The organism is Streptomyces sp. NPDC058045 (assembly GCF_042885635.1).
Lineage (GTDB): Bacteria > Actinomycetota > Actinomycetes > Streptomycetales > Streptomycetaceae > Streptomyces.
On the sequence record NZ_JBHVRR010000001.1, the window covers coordinates 1 to 16,342 of the forward strand.

The 16,342-nt window shown below is 70.6% G+C and carries 16 protein-coding genes and 1 pseudogene; 5 read left to right on the forward strand and 12 right to left on the reverse strand.

Annotated features, from left to right (window positions below):
* Nucleotides 1-137: 137 nt before the first annotated feature.
* Entirely contained in the window at nt 138-599 is a 462-nt protein-coding gene (locus ACFVST_RS00005; RefSeq protein WP_390145162.1) for an ATP-binding protein, read from the reverse strand.
* 209 nt (nt 600-808) lie between these two features.
* Here ACFVST_RS00005 and ACFVST_RS00010 point away from each other — a divergent pair, with 209 nt between their 5' ends.
* Entirely contained in the window at nt 809-1,636 is an 828-nt protein-coding gene (locus ACFVST_RS00010; protein ID WP_390145164.1) for an endo alpha-1,4 polygalactosaminidase, read from the forward strand.
* Nucleotides 1,637-1,733: 97 nt separating this feature from the next.
* Here the strand turns inward: ACFVST_RS00010 and ACFVST_RS00015 are convergent, their stop codons facing one another.
* Both ACFVST_RS00015 and ACFVST_RS00020 read right to left on the reverse strand, forming a co-directional pair.
* Complete coding sequence (locus ACFVST_RS00015) at nt 1,734-2,591, reverse strand: DUF4232 domain-containing protein (protein ID WP_390145165.1); 858 nt, start codon at nt 2,589-2,591, stop codon at nt 1,734-1,736.
* Nucleotides 2,575-3,117: an RNA polymerase sigma factor gene (locus tag ACFVST_RS00020; RefSeq protein ID WP_390145167.1), complete on the reverse strand. Its 543-nt coding sequence runs from the start codon at nt 3,115-3,117 to the stop codon at nt 2,575-2,577. Before ACFVST_RS00020 ends, ACFVST_RS00015 begins: the two co-directional genes overlap by 17 nt.
* A 350-nt stretch (nt 3,118-3,467) precedes the next feature.
* Between ACFVST_RS00020 and ACFVST_RS00025 the strand changes: the two genes are divergently transcribed.
* Nucleotides 3,468-5,396 (forward strand): galactose oxidase-like domain-containing protein, encoded by a 1,929-nt coding sequence (locus tag ACFVST_RS00025; protein WP_390145169.1) that lies wholly within the window; start codon nt 3,468-3,470, stop codon nt 5,394-5,396.
* Nucleotides 5,397-5,403: 7 nt separating this feature from the next.
* Here the strand turns inward: ACFVST_RS00025 and ACFVST_RS00030 are convergent, their stop codons facing one another.
* A complete protein-coding gene (locus ACFVST_RS00030; protein WP_390145171.1) occupies nt 5,404-6,507 on the reverse strand; it encodes a PP2C family protein-serine/threonine phosphatase in 1,104 nt (367 codons plus the stop codon).
* A 172-nt stretch (nt 6,508-6,679) separates the two neighbouring features.
* Nucleotides 6,680-7,468, reverse strand: coding sequence for a L,D-transpeptidase family protein (locus ACFVST_RS00035; protein ID WP_390145173.1), 789 nt, complete (start codon nt 7,466-7,468; stop codon nt 6,680-6,682).
* 548 nt (nt 7,469-8,016) lie between these two features.
* On the opposite strand from ACFVST_RS00035, the gene ACFVST_RS00040 reads away from it, so the two are divergent.
* Both ACFVST_RS00040 and ACFVST_RS00045 read left to right on the forward strand, forming a co-directional pair.
* Nucleotides 8,017-9,207: a D-alanyl-D-alanine carboxypeptidase family protein gene (locus ACFVST_RS00040; RefSeq protein ID WP_390145175.1), complete on the forward strand. Its 1,191-nt coding sequence runs from the start codon at nt 8,017-8,019 to the stop codon at nt 9,205-9,207.
* Between the two features lie 177 nt (nt 9,208-9,384).
* A pseudogene (locus ACFVST_RS00045) lies at nt 9,385-10,526 on the forward strand (acyltransferase family protein).
* A gap of 139 nt (nt 10,527-10,665) precedes the next feature.
* Here ACFVST_RS00045 and ACFVST_RS00050 read toward each other — a convergent pair.
* The 3 genes from ACFVST_RS00050 to ACFVST_RS00060 all read right to left on the reverse strand — a co-directional run bounded on the left by ACFVST_RS00050 (nt 10,666) and on the right by ACFVST_RS00060 (nt 12,666).
* Nucleotides 10,666-11,274 (reverse strand): Asp23/Gls24 family envelope stress response protein, encoded by a 609-nt coding sequence (locus tag ACFVST_RS00050; protein WP_390145177.1) that lies wholly within the window; start codon nt 11,272-11,274, stop codon nt 10,666-10,668.
* Entirely contained in the window at nt 11,265-11,849 is a 585-nt protein-coding gene (locus ACFVST_RS00055) for an RNA polymerase sigma factor (RefSeq protein WP_390145179.1), read from the reverse strand. The genes ACFVST_RS00050 and ACFVST_RS00055 overlap by 10 nt, the downstream gene beginning before the upstream one ends.
* Nucleotides 11,850-12,192: 343 nt before the next feature.
* On the reverse strand, nt 12,193-12,666 hold the full coding sequence (locus ACFVST_RS00060; protein ID WP_390145181.1) for a hypothetical protein: 474 nt from the start codon (nt 12,664-12,666) through the stop codon (nt 12,193-12,195).
* A gap of 184 nt (nt 12,667-12,850) precedes the next feature.
* Here ACFVST_RS00060 and ACFVST_RS00065 point away from each other — a divergent pair, with 184 nt between their 5' ends.
* Entirely contained in the window at nt 12,851-13,840 is a 990-nt protein-coding gene (locus tag ACFVST_RS00065; RefSeq protein ID WP_390145183.1) for an acetylxylan esterase, read from the forward strand.
* A 74-nt stretch (nt 13,841-13,914) separates the two neighbouring features.
* Here ACFVST_RS00065 and ACFVST_RS00070 read toward each other — a convergent pair whose 3' ends face one another.
* The 4 genes from ACFVST_RS00070 to ACFVST_RS00085 form a co-directional block, all read right to left on the reverse strand.
* A complete protein-coding gene (locus ACFVST_RS00070; RefSeq protein ID WP_390145185.1) occupies nt 13,915-14,466 on the reverse strand; it encodes an isochorismatase family protein in 552 nt (183 codons plus the stop codon).
* Nucleotides 14,467-14,644: 178 nt separating this feature from the next.
* A complete protein-coding gene (locus tag ACFVST_RS00075; protein WP_390145187.1) occupies nt 14,645-14,800 on the reverse strand; it encodes a hypothetical protein in 156 nt (51 codons plus the stop codon).
* A gap of 337 nt (nt 14,801-15,137) precedes the next feature.
* Nucleotides 15,138-15,572, reverse strand: coding sequence for an MgtC/SapB family protein (locus ACFVST_RS00080; protein WP_390145189.1), 435 nt, complete (start codon nt 15,570-15,572; stop codon nt 15,138-15,140).
* Nucleotides 15,573-15,744: 172 nt separating this feature from the next.
* The gene (locus ACFVST_RS00085; protein ID WP_390145704.1) at nt 15,745-16,242 is read right to left on the reverse strand and encodes an FBP domain-containing protein; all 498 of its coding nucleotides are present in this window, start codon (nt 16,240-16,242) and stop codon (nt 15,745-15,747) included.
* Nucleotides 16,243-16,342 lie beyond the last annotated feature (100 nt).

Here is a 16,342-nt window from a genome sequence, read left to right on the forward strand (position 1 = left end):
TTCCCCCCCACCACCCCCCACCCGGCGCTGCCCGGGCCCCGGCCCCCGGGCCGGCCTGGCCCGGCCCTCCGGGGGGGCCGGGCCCCCCCCGACCGGGGGGCCCCCCGGCCTGGTTGAGGATCTGTTCGGCGGGCCGGTCAGCAGGGTACGGCGACCGGGGTGCGCAGTGCCTCCCGTGCGCCGGGGTCGGGCAACGGCCAGGCGAGCGGCTCGCGTTGGGCCGCGGTGGCGCGGCGGGTGAACCAGACGATCTTCCCGTCCGACCGCGGGCAGGCGCCCCAGGTGTCGCTGAGGGCGGCGACCCGGGACAAGCCACCTCGGGCGGGGCCCAGCGGCAGCGGCAGGGCCCGGTCCCGGTCGGAGACGGCGGCCGTGACGAAGCGGCCGTTCCAACGGAGTTCGATCACACAGGTCTTGCTCTCCCCCGCATGTTCGGCGACGTTCAGGAACAGCTCGCGCACCCCGCGGCAGACGGGTTCGGTGTGCAGTTCCAGCCCCCAGTAGCCGAGGTGGGCGGCCAGGGTGCCTCGTATGTGCCGGAGGCGCTCCCCGGACGCCTCCACTTCCACGACGTAGTAGCAGTTGACCGGAGCGGTCATGGTGGGTTGCTCCTTCACCGCGATGCCCGACTCAGCGTTCCGTCGCGGTGGACGGTCCCGAGCACGAAGAGTGAGCGATGGTGGCCGATGCGTGACTTCCAGCGTGGGCGCCCCTGTCCATGAACGCAACACAGGGCCGTGATCACCGGCTTGACGTGCGGCGATCCACCGGCTTGGATCCACGCTCGGGGACGGTCACGAGGGGGGACATGGCGTCGCACCGCAGTAGGGCAGGCCGCGGGGTGGCGGGGGCCGCGCTCGCGTTCTCCCTGAGCGCACTCACCGGATGCACGGGCTCCGCCGCCGAGCCGCAGCGGACGAGCCCGCCGGTGCGGCTGCCGCCGAGGGGTGCCTCCTTCGACTACCAGATCGGCGGCGCCTACCCGCCGCCACCCGGCACCCGCGTCCTCAGCCGGGACCGCACCGACTCCCCCGCCCCCGGCCGCTACAACATCTGCTACGTCAACGCCTTCCAGGTGCAGCCCGGGGCGGAGCAGCGGTGGCCGCGGCGGCTGCTGCTGCGCATACCGGGCGGACGGCCGGTGATCGACACCGACTGGGACGAGCGGCTGCTGGACCTGTCCTCGGCGGACCTCCGCCGGGACGCGGCCGCGCGGGTCGGGCGGTGGATCGACGGCTGTGCGCGCAGCGGTTTCGACGCGGTCGAGTTCGACAACTACGACAGCTACACCCGCTCCCGCGGCCTGCTGCGGTCCTCGGACGCCACCGCCTATCTGCGGCTGCTCGCGGACCGTGCCCACCGCCGCGGACTGGCCGCCGGCCAGAAGAACACCGCTGAGTTGGCGGGTCAACGCGCCCGTGTGGGGCTGGACTTCGCGGTGACCGAGGAGTGCGGCGCCTACCGCGAGTGCGGCACCTATCTGCGTGCCTTCGACGGCCGGGTGGTGGACGTGGAGTACACCGACTCCGGTCTGCGCGCCGCCTGTACCCGCTTCGGCCGGTCGCTGAGTGTCATACGGCGGGATGTGGCGGTGTCGGTGCCGGGCGCCAACGGGTATGTGCGCCGGGGGTGTTGAGCCCCCGGCGCACTCCGCGGGTCTGCGGGCGGCCGCCGTTCCTGAGACGGCGACCGCCCCTGGGCGTGCCGTGGGGGAAGCACGCCCGGCGTCCCGGTCAGTGGACGCCGAAGGAGGTCACGGTGAGGGTCGTGACCTTGGTACTGGTGCAGGCTTCCAGGCCCTTGGCGTGGATCACCGCGGAGGCGCGTTCACCCGGCGGGTAGACGCGGAATCCGGCGGCCTTGGCGCGGTGGCAGCCGGGCGTGGTCTGGACGGCCGCGGTCAGGGACCGCAGGGTGACCTGCTCCCGCTGGTTGGGCTTCATCACCACCCGCCCGGCGGCCTGCGAACCGGCGCGGTCGGCGGGCTTGCCGAGCTGGTGCCCGGCACTGTCCACCAGGGACACCCCGGGGAAGCCGTAGAGCGTGCAGGGCTTGTCGGCATCGTTGCGCACCCGCAGTTGCCGGTACAGCGAGCCGGCCGCGCCGTCGGTCCGGCCGAGCGTGATGGTGAGTTCCTCGGTACGGCAGACCGGGGGCCCGCCCGCGAAGGTGCTGTCGCGGTCCGGAGTGGCGCTCTGCTCGGACGGCTTGGCGGACTTGGAGTCGGCGGGCCCGGAGGGCTTGCCGCTACCGGCGTCGGGGGTGCCGTCCGGGGTGGTGGCGGGTGCGCTGCTGGGGGGCGGGGAGGCGGGGCGGGCGGAGTCGCTCGCGGGGCTGACCGCGACGGTGGCCGGCTCGGGGTCGCCGCCGCCGTTGGTGGTGATCGCGACGCAGGCGGCGGCCACACAGCCCGCGACCAGCGCCCCGGCCCACATCGCCCGGCCGCGGCGGCGCGACCTGGCCCGGTCGCGTACCGCTTCGAAGGTCCCGGGGGGCGGGGGCAGCGGTGCGGTGTGGGAGGTGAAGACGTCGGTGAGTTCGGTGGGCTCCGGACCTTCGGGGCCCGGGCTGGGTTCACGTGGTGACTTCATGGAGTCCTCGCAGTTCGGCTCTGAGGGCCTGGCGTGCGTTGTAGAGGTCGCTCTTTACGGTGCCGGGGCGGCGGTGCAGGGCGGTGGCGATCTCCTCGATGCTGAGCCCCGCGTAGTAGTGCAGCAGGACCGGTGTCCGCAGCCGTACGGGCAGCCCCTGCACCAGGGAGCGGACTGCGGATCCCCGGTCGGCGGGAGGTGCGGACTCGGTCGCGTCCCGGGTCAGCCGGCTGAGTGCCCGGCGTTCCCGTTCCGCGCTGCGCCACTGCTGTTTGACGAGGTTGGACGCGACTGCGTAGAGATACGGAACCGGCTCGTCCACGGTGCGCCAGCGCGACCAGAGGCGGGTGAACGCCTCGGAGGCGATCTCATGCGCCAGGTCGTCGGAGCGCACCAGGGTGCGGCACCAACCGGCCAGCCGTGGATAGGCGGTTGCGAAGAGTGCCGCCGCCTCGGCCTCGCCGCCCTGCGCGGGGGCGGGTCGGCCCGTGGCGGAAGCCGGTGCTGCCTGCCGCACGGTGTCCATCGCTGTCTCACCGGTCCCGGGCTCGGAATGCACAGTCGAAGTTCCCACCTGTCGTGCCGTCCTCCTGGACGTTTTTCCGGTCACCCCCTCAGAGCCCGCTCCGGGGTCTCCGGTTGTAAAGACCGGGTCAAGTCTGGTCCGGTTCCCGGGAGTTGCGGACGCCGCGGACATTTCACCGGCGACCTCGGACCGCGAACCGGCAGCCGTACCCACCCCACCTGCACCATTGCTCAATTCGACCCAATTCCGGTTACGGGGACCGAGTTGCGCCGAGTGTCTGCGACAGTCCCCATCAGGGGTGCGGTAGTCGTCGGGAGATTCTGTTCCCGTATTCGCCGGAGGCCCGCCCGATGCAGCGCCGTTCCCGACTCAAGGCACGCAAGACCTGGCTGGGCGCCGGAGTGGTCGTCGTCCTCGCCGGCCTCAACGCCCCCGCGCTGATCGGCTTCACCGAGGAGCAGTACCACAAGTACGAGATCAACCGGCCCGAGTACAAGGCGAAGCACGGCCACTGGGCGCTGGCCGACATGCCGGGCTCCTATCAACTCAACTCGATCCACGCGGTGATGCTGCACACCGGCAAGGTGCTGCTGATCGCCGGCTCCGGCAACGACGTCAAGCACTTCCACGGCGGCTCCTTCCGCAGCACCCTCTGGGATCCGGCGAAGAACACCTTCAAGAAGATCGACACCCCGGAGGACCTGTTCTGCGCCGGGCACGCCCAACTCCCCGACGGCAGAATCCTGGTGGCCGGCGGCACCGGCGCCTACGAGGCCCTCAAGGGCGATGTGAAGCGGGCCGGCGGCGCCATGCTGGTGAAGAACGAGGACCCGAACGGGGCCCGATCCTTCCCGAAGGGGACCGTCTTCCGCTCCCCGTCCGGCGTCGAGTACCGCTCCGAACACGCCGTCCGCGTACCGGCCGCGAAGAAGACCGGCGGCGGACGCACCGGCACCCCCAAGGTCACCGCGAGCGAGGCCCGCGTCTTCGTCGAGGCCACCGAGAACGGCCCGCAGGGCATCACCAACGCCACCGAGCAATACCGCATCAAGGGCCTCAAGGGTAAGGACGCGGACAACCTCTACGGCATCGCCAACAAACTCGGCCTGGACAAGAAGGACTTCCAGGGCATCAAGAACAGCTATGAATTCGACCCGGTCACCGAGAAGTTCACCGAGGTCGGCCCGATGAGCGAGGCCCGCTGGTACCCGACCCTCACCACCCTCACCGACGGCCGCGTCCTCGCCGTCTCCGGCCTGGACGACATCGGCCAGGTCGTCCCCGGCAAGAACGAGATCTACGACCCGAAGACCAGGACCTGGTCCAAGGGGCCCTCCCGCTACTTCCCCACCTACCCGTCCTTCTTCGTCACCGGCAAGGACACCCTCTTCTACTCGGGCTCCAACGCCGGCTACGGGCCCGCCGACAAGGGCCGCGAGCCCGGCCTCTGGAACCTGAAGACCAACGCCTTCACCCCGGTGTCCGGCCTCACCCACCCCGACATCCTGGAGACCTCCGCCTCGGTACTGCTGCCGCCCGCCCAGGACAAGCGCGTGATGGTGCTCGGCGGCGGCGGGGTCGGCGAGTCGCACAAGTCCACCGCGCGCACCTCGATCATCGACCTCGGCAAGGACAAGCCGGCCTTCCGCACCGGTCCCCAGCTACCCGAGCAGACCCGCTATCTGAACAGCGTCCTGATGCCCGACGACACCGTCTTCACCACCGGCGGCAGCAAGGACTACCGCGGCCGCGGCGAGAGCAACATCCTCCGCTCCCAGATCTACGACCAGACCAAGAACGCCTTCACCCCCGCCGCCGCCCCGACCGTCGGCCGCAACTACCACACCGAGGCACTGCTGCTGCCCGACGGACGGATCGCCGTCTTCGGCTCCGACCCGCTCTTCTCCGACAAGGCCAACACCCGGCCCGGCACCTTCGAGCAGCGCGTGGAGGTCTTCTCCCCGCCCTACCTCTTCCACGGCGACCGGCCCGCGCTCACCGCCACCGGCGACACCGACGTGGCCCGCGGCGACACCCTCGACTTCCGCAGCGAGAACACCGCGGACATCGACCGGATGCGGCTGATGCACCCCGGCTCCGTCACCCATGTCACCGACTTCGACCAGCGGTCCATCGCCCTCACCATGAAGAAGTCCGGCGACCGCATCAAGGTGACCGTCCCCACCGACAAGTCACTGGTCCCCGCCGGCTGGTACATGGTCTTCGCCACCGACAAGGACAACACCCCGTCCCAAGCCCAGTGGGTGCACATCAGGTAACCGGCGGCTACCGGTCCTCCTCGGCCGGATCCGGTGCCCCCTCCGGCGCCGGGTCCGGCTTCTCATGTCCGTGGTAGCGCAGCAGCAGAAGCGCCGCGTCGTCCTGCGGCGGGCCCTGCGCATGGGCCACCAGATCGGCCCGCAGCGCCGCGAGCGCCGCCTCCGCCTCCGGCTCCTTCAGCAGCGCGGCCCGCTCCCCCAGCGGATAGAACACCCCGTCCTCGCCCCGCGCCTCACTGACCCCGTCGGTGTACAGCAGCACCTGCTCCCCCGGGGCGAAGTCCACCCGGTACGGCTCCGGCCGGTCCCCGCCGTGCGCGGTCAGCCCCAGCGGCAGCGCGTACACCGGGGGCCGCGGGAAGTCCACCGTGCCGTCGCGGCGCACCAACAGGGGTGCGGGATGGCCGTAGTTGAGGAAGACGATGCCGCGATCGGCGGCGATCTCGGCGAGGATCGCGGTGACGAAGCGCTCCCCGTCCAGGGCGCGCTCCACACTCCGCTCCAGCCGCGCGCCCAGCCCCGTCAGATCCGGCTCGTCGTGCGCCGCCTCACGGAAGGCCCCCAGCACCACGGCCGCCATCTCCACCGCCGCCAGCCCATGGCCCTGCACATCGCCGACGATCACCCGGATCCCGTGCGGCGAGGCCACCACCTCGTACAGATCCCCACCGATCCGCGCCTCCGCGACCGCCGAGGTGTACGAGACGGCCACCTGCACCGGCCCCGCGGTACGCGGCACCGGACGCAGCAGCACCCGCTGCGCGACCTCGGCGATGGAGCGGACACTGGCCAGCTCCGCCTCCCGCCGGCGCCGCATCACCGCGGCCACCACACCCGCCCCGGTGACACCGGCCACCGACCCCATGGCCGTGAAACCGCGCCGCTCCTGCAACAGCCCGTTGTAGATACCGAGACCGACACAGAGCAGCAGGGCGAGCACCCCGATCAGCACGGTACGGCGCCAGCCGCCGACCAGACCCGCGAAGGCCGGGCCCAGCGAGACCAGCGGCAGCAGCCCGCCGCCCGGTCCCATCGACAGGTCGATCAGCGCGACCAGGGTCATCACGGCGACCGGCAGCACCGCGAGCAGCGTCCGCTCACCGTCGGCCATGCCGTTGTGCCCTCCGTCGGAGCCGCTCCCGGCCGCCGCCGCGGACGGTCTCGCTCCGCTTCCCCTGCCCCTCACCCCCACAGGCTAGGCGCGCCCTGTGGTCCGTACATATCGGGTGCTGATGCTCGTTACCCAATCGAGGCCGCGCGCACAGCTCGTACATCGGCGCCGCTCAACGAGCCAGCGACGCCTTGTCCCCCATGACGACCACGGGATGTCTGGCCGGGTCGAGCAGCAGCAGCAACTGCCGCATATGGCGCTCGCTGAGCGCCACACAGCCATGGGTCGGACCGTCGTGGTCGACATGCAGCCAGATACCGCCGCCCCGGTCGGCGCCCAATGGCCTGGCGCGGTCCAGCGGCGAAGTACCCGGCTCCCGGTTGTAGTTGATCGCCACCACATAGTCGAAGGAACCATCAAGCGACTCCCCGTTGAAGCCGAGCCCCTCCACGGTGAAGTCCTGCGACCGGTGGTACGGCAGCCGGGCCCCCGGATCCCGCAGCCGGCCGCCCGCGTCGGTGAGCGTGAACACCCCGATCGGGGACCGCAGATCGTCGATGCGGTGGTCGGTGGTCCAGCCGTCCCGGGCGTTGTGCGCGGCCCAGGTCGTGCCGGGCCTCCAGCCCTGCGGGGTCCGCTGATGCAGCACCACGGTGGCGGTCGAGTCGTCGTAGCCGTCGCCCGTCACGATCAGCACCTGCTCCGCCGACCGCGGGATACGCGCCCGGGTGCCGAGGCCGAGCCCCGGCAGCCGCTCGGGCAGCCCGCGCGGTGGACCGGCGGCCGGGAGCGCGGCGGGCGGCGGGGCCGCGGCGACCGTGTGGGTGCCCGGCCGCTTCGCGTCCGTGGCCGCGTCCGTCGGCCGCTCATGGGTACTGGTCAGAGCACCGCACCCGGCGAGGGTGACCAGCAGGGCGAGCGCCGTGACCGGTGTGGTGGCGCGAAGACCGTTGGGTGGCATGACTGGTCCGTTTCTGCTCCGAGAAGTCGATCACGCGGTCGGATGCGGTCTGCGGAGACCCGGGGGTCGGGCGCGATATGGGGCGCCGCACGTCGTCCACCGGCCGCCGGACTCCACGGCGCCGCGCCGGCCAAGAAGTCCACCGGGACGTCCGTGGACCGGAGGCCGTGCCCTCCGTTCCCCTCTGCCGCTCTTCGCGGATCACCATGCGTCACTCCCGACCGGTAGGGCACCTACCGGCGCCCCGGCAGGGGCCGCCGATCCATGTCCCGCTAGCTCATCCACCGTCACCTCGGAAAACGTCGCGGCGCCGCACCAGGACACGGGGGTATGGCCACTCTGTCCGCATCACGCCCCTCCGCCCGCCAGGGGCGGGCGCCGGAGAACGGCACAGCGGCGTCGTCACGTTCGGTTCCCGACCCTAGCGAGCAGCACTGACAACGGGCCGGGCCCGCGGCGGCGGCGCCCGGGCAAGGCACCCGGAGGGCTTACCTCCGAGCGGCGCATCCCGATCTGCGCACCGCCGCGGCTCTTTCTACCGTGGCGGAATGGCCCTCAGTTCACGTCTGCGCCACCGCTTCGGACGCGCCGCCGCACTCGCCGTCGGCGCCCTTCTCGTCCTGCCCGGCCCCGCGACCGCCGCTGTCCGCGCCGAGCCCCAGCCCCCGCACCCCCGGCCGGCACCTCCCGGCGACCAACTCGACGGATCCGGCACCCGGGTACACCCCCTGACCGGCGCCCCCGAACTGCCCCCCGAACTCTCCGCCAGATCCTGGCTGGTGGCCGACGTCCGCTCCGGCGACGTACTCGCCGCACACGACGCCCACCGCCGCCTGCCACCGGCCTCCACCCTCAAGTCCCTGTTCGCGCTGACCGCGATGCCCCAGTTGGACTCCACGACCGAGCACCGGGTGCGCACCGCGGACCTGGCCGGGATGGGCGAGGGCAGCAGCCTGGTCGGCGTCGCCCCCGACCACAGCTACCGGGTGGCGGACCTGTGGCGCGGTGTCTTCCTCAGCTCCGGGAACGACGCGGTGCACGTCCTGTCCTCGATGATCGGCGGCACCGGGTCGGCGGTGCGCCAGATGCAGGCCACCGCGAAACGGCTCGGCGCCCGAGACACCCATGTCGTCTCGCCGGACGGCTATGACATGCCGGGCCAGGTCTCCTCCGCCTTCGACCTGGCGATCTTCGGCCGGACCGGGCTCTCCGATCCGCAGTTCGCCCGCTACTGCTCCACGGCCCACGCGCAGTTCCCGGGCGACCACGGCGACTCGTACGGCATCCAGAACACCAACCGGCTTCTCACCGGCGCCGGCGGTGTGGACCGCTACTCGGGCGCGGTCGGCGTCAAGAACGGCTACACCACCAACGCCGGCCACACCCTGATCGCCGCCGCCCACCGCGGCAACCGCACCCTTCTGGTCACCCTGATGCACCCCGAGGGCGGCCCCACCAAGGTCTACTCGGAGGCAGCGGCCCTCCTCGACTGGGGCTTCGCCGCTGACGGCCAGGTGCGTCCGGTGGGCTCGCTGCTGCCACCGCACTCCGCCGACCCGCGTCCCTCGCAGGCACCGGCCGCGGCCGCCGCCGTGCCCGCGGACCACTCCACCCTGTTCGGCTCCCGGACCACGCTCACCGTGGCGGCCGGAGTGGTCGGGGCACTGCTGCTCGCCGCCGGGATCCTGGTGTCGCTACGCCGCCGCGCCGCGGCCCGGGGCAACGGTCACCACGGCTGAGCCGAATCGTCGAGGTGGGGCGGGACCGGTATCCGAGTTGAGCCCGTCAGCGGCCACGAGGCTTGTACAGAAAGGGAGTTCACTCGAACGGAGGCCGTCGGGAATTCGGCGTACGGGCAGGGCGGCGAGGGACAATGTCGTTCCCCCACAGCCTCAAGGAAGACGCCGCAACGCACCATGGAGCAGCCGAACGGTCCCGTACCCACCGCCACCGAGCCCGCCCGGAGCCGAGCCTCACCACAGGCGGACGACGCCACCGCACAGCCGAAGGGCGTCGCCGCTCCCCGGGCCCGGGACCCCTTCTTCGACAATGTGAAGTACCTCGTCATCGTGCTCGTCGCCTGCGGTCACGCCTGGGAGCCGCTGACCCACTCCAGCCGCACCGCCACCGCCGTCTATCTCGTCGTCTACGCCTTCCATATGCCGGCCTTCGCCCTGGTCTCCGGCTACTTCTCCCGCAGCTTCGATATGTCACCCGGCCGTGTGCGCCGCCTCCTCACCCAAGTCGCCCTGCCCTATGTGGTCTTCGAGATCGCATACACGATGTACAACCGGCTTGCGACACACGATGCGGGCTATCCGATCAGCCTCCTCGACCCGTACTACGTGATGTGGTTCCTGCTGGCGCTCTTCATCTGGCGGATCACCACACCGATCTGGCTGACGCTGCGCCACCCGGTGCCGGTGGCACTCGCCATCGCGGTGATCGCATCGATCTCCCCCGACCTCGGCGGGGATCTAGCACTCCAGCGCGTCCTCGGTTTCCTGCCCTGCTTCGTCCTCGGACTGGTGCTGCGCCGCGAGCACTTCGAGCGGTTGCGCCACAGTGCACTGCGGCCGCTCGCGCTGCCCTGTTCGCCGCCGCACTGGGCGCCGCCTACTGGGCCGCTCCCCGCTTCAGTGCCGAGTGGCTCTACCACCGCGGCAGTGTGGCCGGGGTGGACGGAGCCTCCCGCTGGGTCGGGCTGATCACCACACCCCTGCTCTTCGCGGTGGCACTGCTGCTCACCGGCTGCTTCCTCGCCTGCGTACCGACGCGCTCCCACTGGTACACCGCCCTGGGCACCGGCACGCTCTACGCCTATCTACTGCACGGCTTCCTCATCAAGACCTCCCGTTTCAAAGGCTGGTACGACCATGACTGGGTGCGCACTCCCTTGGGTGCGCTGGTGGTGAGCGCCGCCGCTCTGGCCATGATCACCCTGTTGTGCAGCGAGCCGGTCCGACGGGTGTGCCGTCCGGTGGTGGAGCCGAATCTGCCCTGGGCGTTCCGCGGCGGCAGTTCCGCCCCCACCCGCACACTCCGCAGCCCAAGTTGAGCCAAGCTGCCCCTCCCCCAGCCTCACCGTCTCCGTACCTCCGCGAAAAGTGCGTGAAGCGGGCGAGCAAGGGGGTGGGGCCCGCGTCGAGGGCGGTAACGGCTACCGGCGCTATACGGAACGGGCAAGGCCTGTCCCGTTACGCGTCGCTCTTCTCCTCCAGGATGTCCGTCACCGTGACATCGACCCGCTGCACCTCCATCCCAAGTCGTTCATCGGCGGCCGCCATCACACGGGTGCGGATGGCATCGGCAATACTGTGGAAGTTCATCCCGAGCGACGCGGACACCTCCAACCGGACCTCGACGGGACCGGTGACCTCCAACGCCCCCTCGGTCAGCGGCCGCACCTGGCAGCTCCCGGCCGCCACACCGGGCAGCGAATCGGCTGCCGCTCTGAAGCGCCGGGCGGCCACGGCCTCCAGAGTCCACGGGTCCGAGTCGTAGTCCAGGAGGGAAACGCTGAACTCGGGCTGGGAATGACGCCGGATCCTGCCCATGACGCGGTCGGTGAAGTCCTCGCTCACCGGCTCGTCCTGCTCGGTCCGCCGCGCCTGACGGACCACCTGGTGCAGATCATTCAACTCCCGCAGCGCGGCCGAGCAGTATGTGCAGTCCTGCAGATGCGGATCCGACTCGGCGTCACCCGTGTCATCCGCCTCCCAGACCTCTTCCAACCTCCGCCCGCACGGGAGCAGTTCGTCCTCGGGTGGGCCGTCGGACGGAACCGCGTTGCTGTTCATCGCCATGCGCTCATCGCCTCCGTCAGGTAGCGCCGTGCCCGGAAGATGCGACCTCGGACCGCCTCGCGGCTGACCCCGACCACGTCCGCGATCTCTTCGTACGAGAGGTCCTGCCATTCTCGCAGCACCCAGCAGGCCCGCTGGTCCGCCGGCAACTCCTGGAGGGTCTCCGTCAGGGCCCGCAGTGCAGCGTTCGCCTCCGCGGACCTCTCGGGTGAGCCATGCCGGGCAGGTGTCGGCTGCTCCGGCAGTACGTCGAGTACGAGGCTGGGCCGAACTCTGCGCAGAGCGTTGAGACAGCAGTTGATCACGATGCGGTACATCCAGGTACGGAAGGCCGATCGGCCGTCGAATTGGGAGAGCCGCTGCCAGGCCTTGAAGAAGGCCTCCTGCACCACGTCCTCGGCTTCCGCCCGGTCTCCGAGCATCCGGTGGGCCACACCGATCAGCACGGATCCGTGGGCGTCCACCAGTATCCCGAACGCGCGCTCGTCCCCGTCCTTCGCGCGCAAGACCAGTTGTGACTCCTCGGGCCCGTCATCCGACTTCGGGGTGGGGGGCCCAGCACCTTCCCAGGGCAATCGACTGCTCCTCTGCATCTCGGCGCGCCCATCGGCCCGCCTAGGTTCATATGCGTCTTCCGGACGCCTCTCCCTTCCGACACAGCGCGTGGCGAAGTGTCACGCGGAACGGGCGATTTTTTTCCTCCGAAAAATCTTGAAGAAATTCCGGGTCGGCCCGTGACGATCGGCGTCCTGCCGTGTCCAACGCACAGACGGTCAGGAAGTACCGATCAGACGAAAGGGAGTAACTCGCATGAGGAAACGTCAGGTTGACGCTGCGTCAGCTCACAGAGAGCCGTTGACTCTGCAAGGTGTGGTGCGGCGATTGGTACGCGCGGTGGGGTGCCGAGAACGGAGTGGATCACTCCGCGGGCAGTGGGTCACCGCAGCGGTTGCAGTAGCGCGCATCCGACTCCTGCGCCATACGGCCACACGCAGGGCAGACCCGGTGGAGCAGGCAGGCCGCCTCACCGCCGGGCGACGAGATGGCCGTGCCCGCGATCGGCAGCGGTGCCCTGCCCAGGACGGTGAGGTAGGCCAGCCCGTCAGCTCCGGCCGCCAGCATGGTTCGCCGGCCCCGGGGCACCCAGGCCACGTCTCCGGCCGCGATCGGTTCGGCTTCAGAAGGGGAGCCGAACCGGCCGTTCCCCTCGGTGACGCAGAGCAGCAGATCCTGCTCGGCGGCCATGCCGAGTTCGGTCTCGGCACCAGGGGCAAGCCTGCTCAGCGCGGCGTCGAAGTGCCGCGGCTCGGCACCGAGCCGCCACCCGTCGGGAAAGACCTCGGACCAGTCCGCGGTACGGGCGAGCACACCCGGCTCCTCGCTGTGCGGCACCGTGTTCCCTTCGCCGTGGGGATCCTGTCGCCGGATGCTACTCCGATGCTCCAGCGGGCCGCGCTCGATGTACGCGCGGCCCCTGCGTCGCAGGCCAGCGGCCCCCTCCCCTCCCCTGGCGGAGGCGGAGCACGTACGGTTGCGGGCTGTCAGCAGCCGTTTCATCTCAGCAAGGAGGTCCGATATGGCCCTGTTCGACCTGCCTCTCGACCAGCTTCGTGGCTACCGAAGTGCATCCGTGGAGCCACCGGACTTCGACGCCTTCTGGGCCAGGACGTTGGACGAGACCCGCTCCCATCCGTTGGACGCCCGATTCGAAGCAGTCGATACAGGGCTCCGCACCGTCCAGGTGCACGACGTGACCTTTGCGGGCTTCGGCGGCCACCCGGTGCGCGGCTGGTTGACCGTACCGGCGGCTTCGACGGAACCGCTGCCGCTGGTGGTGGAGTTCATCGGGTACGGCGGTGGGCGCGGTCTGGCCCATGCCCATCTGCTGTGGGCCTCCGCCGGGTTCGCCCACTTCGTGATGGACCCCCGGGGCCAGGGCAGTGGTTGGGGCCCTGGCGACACCCCGGATCCGGTGGGGAGCGGCCCCGCGCACCCCGGGTTCATGACACGAGGAGTGGAAGATCCGGAGGACTACTACTACCGGCGGTTGATCACCGACGGGGTGCGTGCCGTGGAGGCCGCCCGCTCCCATCCGCTGACGGACGCCTCGCGCACAGCGGTGACTGGGGTCAGCCAGGGCGGCGGCGTGGCCCTGGCGGTGGCCGGGCTGGTCCCGGATCTGGCGGCGGTGGCACCGAATGTGCCGTTCCTCTGCGACTTCCCACGCGCGCTCACCCTCACCGACCGCCTCCCCTATCGCGAGTTGGGCAACTACCTCAAGGCTCACCGGGGACGCAGCGAGCAGGTGCGTCGGACGCTGTCCTACTTCGACGGGGTGCACTTCGCGGCACGGGGCCGAGCACCTGCGCTGTTCTCGACCGCACTGGAAGACGAGACATGCCCGCCGTCGACGGTCTTCGCGGCCTACAACGCGTATCCGCACCAGGACAAGTCCATCGAGGTCTACGACTTCAACGACCACGAGGGCGGTGGGCCGTTCCAGGAGGCAGTGCAGTTGCGCTGGCTTCCGCAACGGCTCGGTCAGGGGCACGTCCGACAAGGCTGACGGGGCAACGACTGGCGGGAGTGCCGCATCAGCCGATACCGACCGGGCGAGGTACACCGCCTACAGGCAGCCGCTCAGGCGAGGAGCTTCAGGATGGCCTCGGTGGTCTCGGTCTCACCGAGCCTCGGGAAGATCTTCTCCACGCTGTTGCGGTGTGCGTCGCCATCCCTGTCGGTGACCGCGTCCGTGGCGACGGTTACGTGGTAGCCGTGCTCGTGGGCGGCCCGGGCGGTGGACTCAACACCGATGCTGGTGGCGATCCCGGTCAGGACGAGCTGGGTGATGCCTCGGCGCCGCAGTTCGAGGTCGAGTTGGGTCCCGTAGAAGGCGCCCCACTGCTGCTTGGTGACGATGATGTCCTCGTCGTGGCGCCCCAGTTCGGGCACCAGATCGGCCCAGTCGGCAGGCCGCTGCCCGCCACCAGCGGGGCCTTCGGTGCGGCCCGGGGCGCCTCCGGTCACGCGGACCAGGACCACCGGAAGGTTCTTGGCCCGGAAGGCCTCCGCGAGATCCGCGGAGCGCCGGATGATGTCGGCGGCGGGATGTGCGGTGTCGCTGCTGGTGATGCCCTTCTGCAGATCGACGACGACCAGAGCGGTGCGCGGGTCGAGAGTGGTGGCCGGCATATGGATCTCCTTGGGGGTGATGCGGTGATACACGGTGCGGACGCCCCGGTGCCGGTGGACTCTGTCGTGCAGTCGAGCGGCGGAAGCCTGAGTGGCTGGGCTCCTCCAATTGCCCAGTCGGCGGCCGGTGTTGCTCGTTTCGTCCTCGGTGGTGGCTCGCCGGACATGGATGGTTCGGTCACTCTGCGACCAGCCGTTCCACCAAGGTCACGGCTTCGGTGAGTGTCCGGCGCTGGGCCGGGTCGAGGCGGTGGTCGATGGCTTCTACGAGCCAGCCCTGTTTGGCGGCGCGGACATCGCTGAGAACGCTCTCGCCCTCTTTGGTGATTGACATCACGGACTGGCGACCGTCGTCGGGGTCCGGACTGCGCTGGAGGAGGCCGCGCTCTTCGAGGACACCGAGGGTGAGCCGCATCGACTGGGGGCGTACGTACTCGGCGCGGGCCAGGGCGGCGGTGGTGGCACCGAGGCCTACGGAGGTGACGCCGGGCCATTCGGTGAGTTCGGCGACAAGGCGTTTGCGGTGCCGGTGCCTTCCAGGTGGAGGGCTACTTCGGCGGGTTCCCGTTCGTCGCCCTCGTGGTTGTCCACCTGCACGTCCACCACTCGGAATCCTCGGCCGGTGCGGAGTTCCAGGGTGCGGCCCAGGAGTCCTCGGCGGGGTTGGTAACTCAGCCGGAGTTCGACTTGGCCGGGGGCGAGGCTGGACGGCAGCCAGGTGAACATCCGGGGAAGCCGCGAATCACCAGGAAGTGCACGGCTGTTGCGCCGATGGCGAGTAGTGGCAGCCCGCCGCCGCAGGCCATGCCTATGGCACACGTGAGCCAGACGGTGACCGCGGTGGTGAGTCCCCGGACGGCGTCCCGGCGGACGAAGATCAGTCCGCCGCCGATGAAGCCGATACCGGAGACGACCTGTGCGGCGCCCCTGGAGGGGTCGAAGGAGACGTTCTCCAGTCCGAGGACCCCGCCGAAGCCGCGTACGGACACCTCCATGAAGAGTGCGCTGCCGACACCGACGAGGGTGTGGGTGCGCAGCCCGGCGCCCTTCTGCCGTACCTCGCGCTCCAGGCCGATCAGCGAGGACAGCAGGAGTGCGAAGCCCAACTCGGTGAACTTCCGCAGTCCTTAGCCCGAAGCCAGGTCGAAGAGGAAGGCGGCGCCGGGCGGGGCGGCGGCCGTCGGGACGAGGAAGGGCGAGACGGACATGGGGCCCGTCTTCCCCACGGGGCCGGCCACACTCCCGCAGTCGTGCGCGTCCAACCGCCGCGTGGGCCCCTCAGACGAGGATCTTGGTGAGGAAGTGGTCGAGGTTGGTCAGGGTGCGGTGGATGCGTTCGTCGAGGGTGAGGGTTTCCTCGTAGCGCAAGGCGAGGCCGGTTTCGCGGCGGCCGCGGAGGTAGAGGGAGCAGGCCAGGTCGGCGCAGACGTAGGCGCCGACGGTGTTGCCCTGGCGGCCGGCGACGCCCGCTCTCGGGGCTGCGAGCAGGGCGACTCCGGAGCCGGGGTGCCCGGTCAGGCAGAGGCTGCAGACAGTGGTCTTGGTGAAGCTGCGCCGCACTCCCTGCGCGGCGCGGAGGGTGATGCCGGTGAGCCGGTCGCCGCGCTGGACGACCAGATAGCCGCGGTCGGGGGCGCCCGGGTCGCGCCAGCCGAGGAAGTCGAGATGCTCCCAGGGCCGGTCGGCGAGGTCGCGTGGCAGGTCGATGCGTTTCGCCTCGCCCTTGGAGCAGTTGATGAAGGACGCGCGGATGTCCTTCTCGGCGAGCGGTTCCATGGTCATGGGACGTTAGCAAGCCCCGTATCGGACTGTCGTGCGGTTTTTGCCGCACGCGGGCCGGACCGAGCGGACCTGCAGCAGACGCTGCGCCCGGCCG

What these genes read in the sequence shown, in the direction of transcription:
- ACFVST_RS00005 (WP_390145162.1), bottom strand. Translation starts at nt 599, where the DNA reads ATGACCGCTCCGGTCAACTGCTACTACGTCGTGGAAGTGGAGGCGTCC.
- ACFVST_RS00010 (WP_390145164.1), top strand. Translation starts at nt 809, where the DNA reads ATGGCGTCGCACCGCAGTAGGGCAGGCCGCGGGGTGGCGGGGGCCGCG.
- ACFVST_RS00015 (WP_390145165.1), bottom strand. Translation starts at nt 2,591, where the DNA reads ATGAAGTCACCACGTGAACCCAGCCCGGGCCCCGAAGGTCCGGAGCCC.
- ACFVST_RS00020 (WP_390145167.1), bottom strand. Translation starts at nt 3,117, where the DNA reads ATGGACACCGTGCGGCAGGCAGCACCGGCTTCCGCCACGGGCCGACCC.
- ACFVST_RS00025 (WP_390145169.1), top strand. Translation starts at nt 3,468, where the DNA reads ATGCAGCGCCGTTCCCGACTCAAGGCACGCAAGACCTGGCTGGGCGCC.
- ACFVST_RS00030 (WP_390145171.1), bottom strand. Translation starts at nt 6,507, where the DNA reads ATGGCCGACGGTGAGCGGACGCTGCTCGCGGTGCTGCCGGTCGCCGTG.
- ACFVST_RS00035 (WP_390145173.1), bottom strand. Translation starts at nt 7,468, where the DNA reads ATGCCACCCAACGGTCTTCGCGCCACCACACCGGTCACGGCGCTCGCC.
- ACFVST_RS00040 (WP_390145175.1), top strand. Translation starts at nt 8,017, where the DNA reads ATGGCCCTCAGTTCACGTCTGCGCCACCGCTTCGGACGCGCCGCCGCA.
- ACFVST_RS00050 (WP_390145177.1), bottom strand. Translation starts at nt 11,274, where the DNA reads ATGGCGATGAACAGCAACGCGGTTCCGTCCGACGGCCCACCCGAGGAC.
- ACFVST_RS00065 (WP_390145183.1), top strand. Translation starts at nt 12,851, where the DNA reads ATGGCCCTGTTCGACCTGCCTCTCGACCAGCTTCGTGGCTACCGAAGT.
- ACFVST_RS00070 (WP_390145185.1), bottom strand. Translation starts at nt 14,466, where the DNA reads ATGCCGGCCACCACTCTCGACCCGCGCACCGCTCTGGTCGTCGTCGAT.
- ACFVST_RS00075 (WP_390145187.1), bottom strand. Translation starts at nt 14,800, where the DNA reads ATGTCAATCACCAAAGAGGGCGAGAGCGTTCTCAGCGATGTCCGCGCC.
- ACFVST_RS00085 (WP_390145704.1), bottom strand. Translation starts at nt 16,242, where the DNA reads ATGGAACCGCTCGCCGAGAAGGACATCCGCGCGTCCTTCATCAACTGC.